The 7,560-nt window shown below is 70.2% G+C and carries 6 protein-coding genes and 1 rRNA gene; 3 read left to right on the top strand and 4 right to left on the bottom strand.

The features are described 5' to 3' along the window. A 5S ribosomal RNA gene (gene rrf, locus ACWIGU_RS27295) occupies window positions 1–95 on the top strand; the annotation flags it as partial. 144 nt (window positions 96–239) lie between these two features. On the opposite strand, the gene ACWIGU_RS27290 is transcribed toward rrf, so the two are convergent. From ACWIGU_RS27290 to ACWIGU_RS27280, 3 genes are all read right to left on the bottom strand, one after another. Beyond that, window positions 240–830: a TetR family transcriptional regulator gene (locus ACWIGU_RS27290; protein WP_454404312.1), complete on the bottom strand. Its 591-nt coding sequence runs from the start codon at window positions 828–830 to the stop codon at window positions 240–242. A 25-nt stretch (window positions 831–855) separates the two neighbouring features. After that, window positions 856–1,884, bottom strand: coding sequence for an aldo/keto reductase (locus ACWIGU_RS27285; protein ID WP_454404311.1), 1,029 nt, complete (start codon window positions 1,882–1,884; stop codon window positions 856–858). Window positions 1,885–2,138: 254 nt separating this feature from the next. Next, window positions 2,139–3,581: an MFS transporter gene (locus ACWIGU_RS27280; protein WP_454404310.1), complete on the bottom strand. Its 1,443-nt coding sequence runs from the start codon at window positions 3,579–3,581 to the stop codon at window positions 2,139–2,141. Between the two features lie 101 nt (window positions 3,582–3,682). Here ACWIGU_RS27280 and ACWIGU_RS27275 point away from each other — a divergent pair, with 101 nt between their 5' ends. Then, window positions 3,683–4,654, top strand: a complete 972-nt coding sequence (locus tag ACWIGU_RS27275) for a helix-turn-helix transcriptional regulator (protein WP_454404309.1) — start codon at window positions 3,683–3,685, stop codon at window positions 4,652–4,654. An 87-nt stretch (window positions 4,655–4,741) separates the two neighbouring features. On the opposite strand, the gene ACWIGU_RS27270 is transcribed toward ACWIGU_RS27275, so the two are convergent. Continuing rightward, window positions 4,742–6,211, bottom strand: coding sequence for an MFS transporter (locus tag ACWIGU_RS27270; protein ID WP_454404308.1), 1,470 nt, complete (start codon window positions 6,209–6,211; stop codon window positions 4,742–4,744). A 136-nt stretch (window positions 6,212–6,347) separates the two neighbouring features. Here ACWIGU_RS27270 and dusB point away from each other — a divergent pair, with 136 nt between their 5' ends. Next, complete coding sequence (gene dusB, locus ACWIGU_RS27265; RefSeq protein ID WP_356272586.1) at window positions 6,348–7,478, top strand: tRNA dihydrouridine synthase DusB; 1,131 nt, start codon at window positions 6,348–6,350, stop codon at window positions 7,476–7,478. Window positions 7,479–7,560 lie beyond the last annotated feature (82 nt).

Raw genomic sequence — 7,560 nt, 5'->3', positions numbered from 1 at the left:
AAACGCCCGGTTACATTCCGAACCCGGAAGCTAAGCCTCACAGCGCCGATGGTACTGCAGGGGGGACCCTGTGGGAGAGTAGGACGCCGCCGAACAATTTTTGAAGAAGACCCCCGTAACGGATGAGAATCCTGTTACGGGGGTTTTCTGCGTTTAAGGGGTTGGTCCCTTGAGGGGTTGGCCCCCTTATCGGCCGGACCCCTTTTGAGGGACCGGCCGAATGCGGTGCGGGGAGACCGTCAGGAATTCAGGCCGCGGAGGACGAGATCCGTGAGGGCCCTGAACTCCTCGTCGATGCCGGCCTTCTGCCACTCACCCGCGTACGCCGGATCGTGGAAGCGATTCGTCGCGTCGAACACCGCGCGGGCGGTCAGGGCGGGGTCGGGGTGAGGGAGGCTGAACTCCCCCCTGGCGATGCCGTCCTGAATGATGTGGTCGAGCTGCATGATCAGCTCACCGACGTGGAGTTCGACCACCCGGCTGTTCTCGCTGATCAGTACTTGGTAGGTGGCGAAGAGCTGCGGATCGTCGCCCGCCTTGCGGCGCTTGGCCGCGAACAGCGTCGCGAGCCATTGGCGCAACATGGCGGACGCCGTCAACGAGCCGTCCGTCATGAGCAGTTGCAGTTCGTTCGTGGTGAGGTCGAGCCAGCGCTTCGTGACCGCCTCGCGCAACTGCGCCTTCGTACCGAAATGCCGGTAGACGCTGCCGTGACTGACGCCGAGCGCGCGGGCCACATCGACGACGTTCGCCTTGGCGGGACCATGCCGGCGCAGCACCTCCTCGGTCGCCTCGAGGATGCGCTCGGTGGTCAGGGTCTCGGTTGCCATGATGCCGACCGTACCGGGGCGCCGATCAGCGCTCGCTGTCGAGGTGTGCCATCTGTGCCTCGGGATAGCGGTCACCCGCGGCGGCATCAGCCGGGACGGCCTCCTCGATAGCGGCGAGGTCCGCCGAGTCCAGGGTGACGTCGAGAGCGCCGAGCGCCTCCGTCAGCCGGTCCCTGCGACGGGCACCGACCAGGGGCACGATGTCGTCGCCGCGGCTGAGGACCCAGGCGATGGCGACCTGCGCGACGCTGGCGCCCTTCTGCTCGGCGATCTTGCGCAGCGACTCGACGAGGTCAAGGTTGTGCTGGAGGTTCTCGCCCTGGAAGCGCGGGCTCATTCCGCGGAAGTCGTTCGCGGCGAGCTTGCGGTCCCGGCCGAAGTGCCCGGAGATCAGACCGCGTGACAGGACCCCGTACGCCGTGACGCCGATGCCGAGCTCGCGGGCGACCGGCAGGATCGCGTCCTCGATGCCGCGGGAGATCAGCGAGTACTCGATCTGCAGATCGGAGATGGGGGCGGTGGCCGCGGCCCGCCGGATGGTGCCGGCGCCGACCTCGCTCAGGCCGATGTGCCTGACGTGTCCCTTCTCGACGAGCTCGGAGATGGCCCCGACGGTCTCCTCGATCGGTACGTCGGGGTCGACCCGGGCGATCCGGTATACGTCGATGTGGTCGACGCCGAGGCGCTGGAGCGAGTAGGCCGCGAAGTTCTTCACGGCGGCCGGCCGTCCGTCGTAGCTGGACCAGCCACCGTCCGGGTCCCGGAGAGCGCCGAACTTCACGCTGGTCAGCGCCTTCTCGCGGTGTGCGGCGGGGGCTGTCCGCAGGGCCTCCCCGATGAGCATCTCGTTGTGCCCCATCGCGTAGAAGTCCCCGGTGTCGAGCAGGGTGATGCCGGCGTCGAGGGCCGCGTGGATGGTGGCGATGGACTCGCCCCGGTCGGCGTCCCCGTAGAGCGCGGACATCCCCATGCAGCCGAGCCCGATGGCGGAGACCTGAGGTCCGGTGGAGCCTAGAGATCGGGGGCGGAGGGTGGGAGTGGTGGGGGAGGACATAGGGCGCTCCTTGGTCGGTGCCGCCAGTTCGACAGTTCGGTGTCTCCCTATCCACGATGGCATGACAGCTGACAGATTTCAATATCTGTCAGCTGTCATCCGTTACCTGTCACCTGTCAGCTGTTATCCGTCAAGCGTCACCCCTGCCATGCGAGGGGTGGGAGCGAGTGCCCCGGCACGCCGGGCGGCGCTGCCCGGCGCTGGCCGCGTGCCCCGGGTGTGCCCAGCGTCGCCCGGCGCCGCGCGGCCCCCTCTCAGCTCACCGCCCGTGGCAGCCTCAAGCTCAGTGCCGTTGTCAGGGCGATGCCTGCCAGTTGGACCAGCAGCGTCGTTACCAGTGCGTCTCGTGTGCCCAGGCTTGGGATCAGGGCGAGGAACAGGGAGCCGAGTGTGGCTACGCCGAGGGCCAGGGCCGACTGCTGGGTGGTGATCATGACGCCGCTGCCCACTCCCGCCCGCGACGCCGGTACCTCGGACAGGATGAGCCGGAAGAGTATGGGGAGCTGGAGTGCCTGGCCCGCGCCCGCGAGTGCGGCGCCCGGCATCAGTTCCAGGACGCCGAGGTCGGGCCAGGTTCGCCAGGCCGCGAGGGCGATCAGGGCGACGCCGGCCCCCTGGATGATGCCGCCCGCGGTGACGATCCGGGTGCCGTAACGGGCGATGAGGCGCGGGCCCGCGAGGGACACCGCGAAGAAGACCACGGCCATAGGCGCGAGGGCCAGGCCCGCCGGTACGGGGCCGAGGTGTTCGCCCTGCTGGAGCGCCACCGCGATCACGAACATGAAGCCGCTGAACCCGATGGAGAACGGCACGACCATGATCAGGCCGCGGCGCAGTGAGACCAGCGCGAAGAGGCTGGGTGGGACCAGCGGGGTGCGGCCATGGCGGTCCGCGCGGCGTTCGACCTGGTAGAAGGCGTACGCGATGAAGGGGAAGACCGCGAGCGAGAGCCACGTCCACAGGGGCCAGCCCGCCGCCCTGCCCTCGGTGAGGGGTGCGAGGAGCGTGAGCAGGGACGCGGCGAGGAGTACGGTGCCGGGGCCGTCGATCGGCTCGGGGTGCGGGGAGCGCGTCTCGGGGACGGCGCGGGCGGCCAGGAAGAGGCCGACGAGGACTACGGGAACGTTCACCAGGAACACGGACCGCCAACTGGTCCCGAACACGTCCGCCGCGACGAGGACGCCGCCCAGGATCTGGCCGGCGACCATGGACAGGCCCGCCGTCGCCCCGTACAGGCCCATGGCCTTCGCCCGGCGCTGGCCCGTCGTCGTCGACTGGATGGTGGCGAGGACCTGCGGGAGCATCGCTGCCGACGCGGCGCCCTGCGCGACGCGCGCGGCCACGAGGGTCCAGGCGTCGGGGGCGAGGCCGCAGGCCAGCGAGGTCAGGCCGAAGGCGATCATGCCGCCGAGGAACAGCCTCCGCCTGCCGAAGAGGTCGCCGAGCCGTCCGCCGAGGACGAGCAGGACGGCGTACGCGAGTCCGTAACCGGCGACGACGAGTTCGAGGAGCGCCTCGCCCGCGGCCAGGTCGTGGCCGATGGTGGGCAGGGCGACGTTCACGATGAAGAAGTCGATGAGAGGGAGGGCCGCGCCTACGAGCACGGTGAAGAGCCCGAGTCCGCCGAGTGCCGGTGGGGCCGTGGCGGGGCGGGCGGTGGTGGCGACAGAGGGGGAACGGGTCCCGGTTCCGGTCATGGGTACCAGCGTCGTCGGGTGCTGAGACTGGTACCAGAGTGTCCTTATCCTGGTAGAAGGACTACCTGGCAACAGGCTCCGTGGCGCGGCAGGCTGGAGGCATGACCACGATGGCGCGGATTACTACGACGACTGTGGCAGAGGGACGGGCGCGGGCCGAGGCTCCGGCTCCGGCTCGGGCGAAGGCTGGAGAGCCCGGGCAGGTCGCGCCCAAGCTCGAGTCGCCCAAGCGTGAGTCCGAGATCCGGCGGCACGAGCTCGCCGACTTTCTGCGCAGCCGTCGCGCCCGCATCACCCCCGAGCAGGTCGGGCTGCCGCGCGGCCGGCGCCGGCGTACTCCCGGGCTGCGGCGTGAGGAGATCGCGCAGCTGTCCTCGGTCGGGGTCACCTGGTACACGTGGCTCGAACAGGCGCGGGACATCCAGGTGTCGGTGCAGGTCCTGGACGCGCTGGCCCGCACCCTGCTCCTCGACGCGAGTGAGCGCGCGCATCTCTTCCAGCTCGCCGGGGCCATCGATCCGTCGCCCGCGGCGAGCTGTCAGACCGTCACGCCGGCGCTGCGGCTGATGCTGGAGAAGCTGGAGCCGCTGCCCGCCTGCATCCAGAACAGCCGGTACGACATCCTCGCGTACAACCGCACGTACGGGCGGCTGCTGGGCGATCTGGACACGGTGGCGCCCGAGGACCGCAACTGCATGGTGCTGATCTGCACGAACGAGCAGTGGCGGAAGTCGTTCGTGTTCCTGGAGGACACGATCCGGCTGATGGCGGCCAAGTTCCGCGCGTCGATGGCCGGTCATCTCGGCGAGCCCGCCTGGGAGTTGCTGCTCAAGCGGCTGGAGGACGAGTCGCCGGAGTTCCGTGAGGCGTGGCAGCTGCACGAGGTGGTGGGCACGCGCAGCAAGACGAAGTACTTCCGCAACGCTCACGTCGGGCCGCTGTCCCTGGTCCACACCGATCTGTGGCTCGGCCCTGACCAGGGGGCCCGTCTGGTGACGTACACGCCCGCCGACGAGGAGTCCCGGGAGCGGCTCGACCGGCTGCAGGAGCTGGCGTCCGCCGTGGCCTCCTGAGTCTCCGGCTGCTCGGGCAAGGCACCGGGCGGCTGGGTGAGGAGGCCGGCCTGGGGAACGGTTACGCCGTGGCAGGCGACGGCCGCTTCAGGAGCGGGCGCCCGCCGTGGTCTCCTGAATTTCCGGCTGCTCCAGGCAGCGGGCGGTGCGCTGTGCTGTGGAGCGTGCCCAGCGGCCGCTGGTGAGGAGGCCGACCAGGAGTACGGCGAGGCCGCAGCCCACGATGATCCACCAGCCGCCGCGGCTCGCGTCGACGAACGTGGTCGCGTACGCCGATGTGCCGACGGCCCCCGCGACGCCCGACGCGAGGACCGCGCCGATGACGGCGACGCCGAGGGTCTGGCCGATCTGCCGGCTGGTGGAGGCCACCGCGGCGGCTACGCCCGCCTGGGCGCGGGGCATGCCGGAGACAGCGGTGTTCGTGATGGGGGCGTTGACGAAGCCGAAGCCGAGGCCGAACAGGACGTAGCCGATGAAGCGGGGCACGTTCGACGTCTCCGCCTCGAACGCGGCGAACAGCAGGCCGCTCGCCGTCATCGCGATGCCCGCGACGAGCAGTGGGATCCTCGGGCCGCGGCTGCCGACGATGCGGCCGGAGACCGGAGCACACACCAGGGTCATGGCCGCCATCGGCAGCATCCACAGGCCTGCGTCCAGGGCGTTGAGACCGCGTACGTTCTGCAGGTAGAGGGTCGACAGGAACAGGAAGCCGCCGAGCGAGGCGAACGCGCTGATCGCTATCACCGTGGCGCCGCTGAAGGGTGCCGAGCGGAAGAAGCGCAGGTCGATAAGGGGTTCGGCGCGGCGCGGCTCGTAGGCGATCAGTCCGACGAGGGCCGCGAGGGCGAGCAGCGCGAACGTCACGATGGTGGGGGACGTCCAGCCCGCTTCGGGGACCTCGATGATCGCGTACGTGAGTGAGCCGAGGAGCGCGATGACGAGGAGCTGCCCGATCGGGTCCGTGCGGCGCGGCTTGGGGGCGCGGGACTCGGGGACGTAGCGCATGGTCAGCAGGAGGGCGGCGAGGCCCACCGGCAGGTTGATCCAGAAGATGGAGCGCCAGCCGACCGAGTCGACGAGGACGCCGCCCACGATGGGGCCCGCGGCCATGGAGATGCCGACGACGCCGCCCCAGACGCCGATGGCCCGGGCGCGTTCGCGGGGCTCGGTGAACGTGTTGGTGATGATCGACATGGCGACGGGGTTGAGCATCGAGCCGCCGACCGCCTGGACCATGCGGAACACGATGAGGGACTCCAGGTTCGGCGCCACCGAGCACAGCACCGAGCCCACGGTGAAGATCACCAGGCCGGCCTTGAAGATCCGGCGGCGCCCGATCCGGTCGGCCGTCGAGCCCGCCAGCATCAGGAGCGACGCGAGGACCAGCGTGTACGCGTCGATGGTCCACTGCATGCCGGAGACGCTCGCGCCGAACTCCTTCTGCATGCTCGGCAGTGCGACGTTCAGGACGGTGTTGTCGAGGCTGACGAGCAGCAGGCTCATGCAGCAGATCGCGAGGACGAGCATCCGCCGGCGGGGAGTCAGTGGGGCAGGCATGCATCTGACGGTAGCCCGACCGCGGGCGGGGGCGCCCGCCAGGTCGGGCACAACCCTGGGCGGGGCCGTCCGCCAAGTGGGGGACAATGGAGAGCCGCCCCTGCCCACCACCCCATGATTTCGGAGAGCCCGCCCGATGTCCCAGCAGCTCACCATCGGTCCGCACCTCGTGCAGCCGCCCGTGGTCCTCGCGCCCATGGCCGGGATCACGAACGCGCCCTTCCGCACCCTGTGCCGGGAGTACTCAGGCGGCAAGGGCCTCTTCGTGAGCGAGATGATCACGACGCGGGCGCTGGTCGAGCGCAACGAGAAGACCATGCAGCTGATTCGCTTCGACGCGAGTGAGCAGCCCCGGTCGATCCAGCTGTACGGCGTCGATCCGGCGACCGTCGGCAAGGCCGTTCGCATGATCGCCGAGGAGGATCTCGCCGATCACATCGACCTGAACTTCGGCTGCCCGGTCCCCAAGGTGACGCGCAAGGGCGGCGGCTCCGCGCTCCCGTACAAGCGGAATCTGCTGCGCGGCATCCTGAAGGAGGCCGTCAGCGGGGCCGGGGACCTGCCGGTCACGATGAAGATGCGCAAGGGCATCGACGACGACCACATCACTTTCCTCGACGCGGGCCGGATCGCCGTCGAGGAGGGCGTCACCGCGATCGCCCTGCACGGGCGGACCGCGGCTCAGCACTACGGCGGCACGGCCGACTGGGACGCCATCGCCCGTCTGAAGGAGCACGTCCCGGAGATTCCCGTCCTCGGCAACGGCGACATCTGGTGCGCCGACGACGCGGTGCGGATGATGCGCGAGACCGGCTGCGACGGCGTCGTGGTGGGGCGCGGCTGCCTGGGGCGGCCGTGGCTGTTCGGTGATCTCGTCGCCGCCTTCGAGGGCACGGGCGCGCCCGCCGCGCCCGGCCTGCGCAAGGTCGCCGACGCGATGGTCCGGCACGCCGGGCTGCTCGGCGAGTGGATCGGCGACGAGGCACGCGGTGTCATCGACTTCCGCAAGCACGTGGCCTGGTATCTGAAGGGCTTCTCGGTCGGTTCCGAGATGCGCAAGCGGCTCGCCGTCACGTCGTCGCTCGCCGAGCTGCGCGCAGGGCTCGACGAGCTGGACCTCGACCAGGCGTGGCCCGTGGGCGCGGACGGGCCTCGCGGCCGTACGTCCGGCAACAACCGGGTGGTGCTGCCGGACGGCTGGCTCAAGGACCCGTGGGACTGCGCGGGCGTCAGCGAGGACGCGGAGCTGGACACGTCCGGGGGGTGACCGTGGTGGGGCGTTGCATTTCCCCCACGCCACCCCACCCCCTCCCCTTCCCTTCCCGGAACTGGGGGCTCTGCCCCCGGAC

The sequence above is a fragment of the Streptomyces sp. NPDC055400 genome, assembly GCF_053644375.1.
This window is presented reverse-complemented; position numbering and strand designations above follow the sequence as displayed.

Coding starts and splice junctions, on each gene's coding strand:
- ACWIGU_RS27290 (WP_454404312.1), bottom strand. CDS start 830: ATGGCAACCGAGACCCTGACCACCGAGCGCATCCTCGAGGCGACCGAG.
- dusB (WP_356272586.1), top strand. CDS start 6,348: ATGTCCCAGCAGCTCACCATCGGTCCGCACCTCGTGCAGCCGCCCGTG.
- ACWIGU_RS27275 (WP_454404309.1), top strand. CDS start 3,683: ATGACCACGATGGCGCGGATTACTACGACGACTGTGGCAGAGGGACGG.
- ACWIGU_RS27285 (WP_454404311.1), bottom strand. CDS start 1,884: ATGTCCTCCCCCACCACTCCCACCCTCCGCCCCCGATCTCTAGGCTCC.
- ACWIGU_RS27270 (WP_454404308.1), bottom strand. CDS start 6,211: ATGCCTGCCCCACTGACTCCCCGCCGGCGGATGCTCGTCCTCGCGATC.
- ACWIGU_RS27280 (WP_454404310.1), bottom strand. CDS start 3,581: ATGACCGGAACCGGGACCCGTTCCCCCTCTGTCGCCACCACCGCCCGC.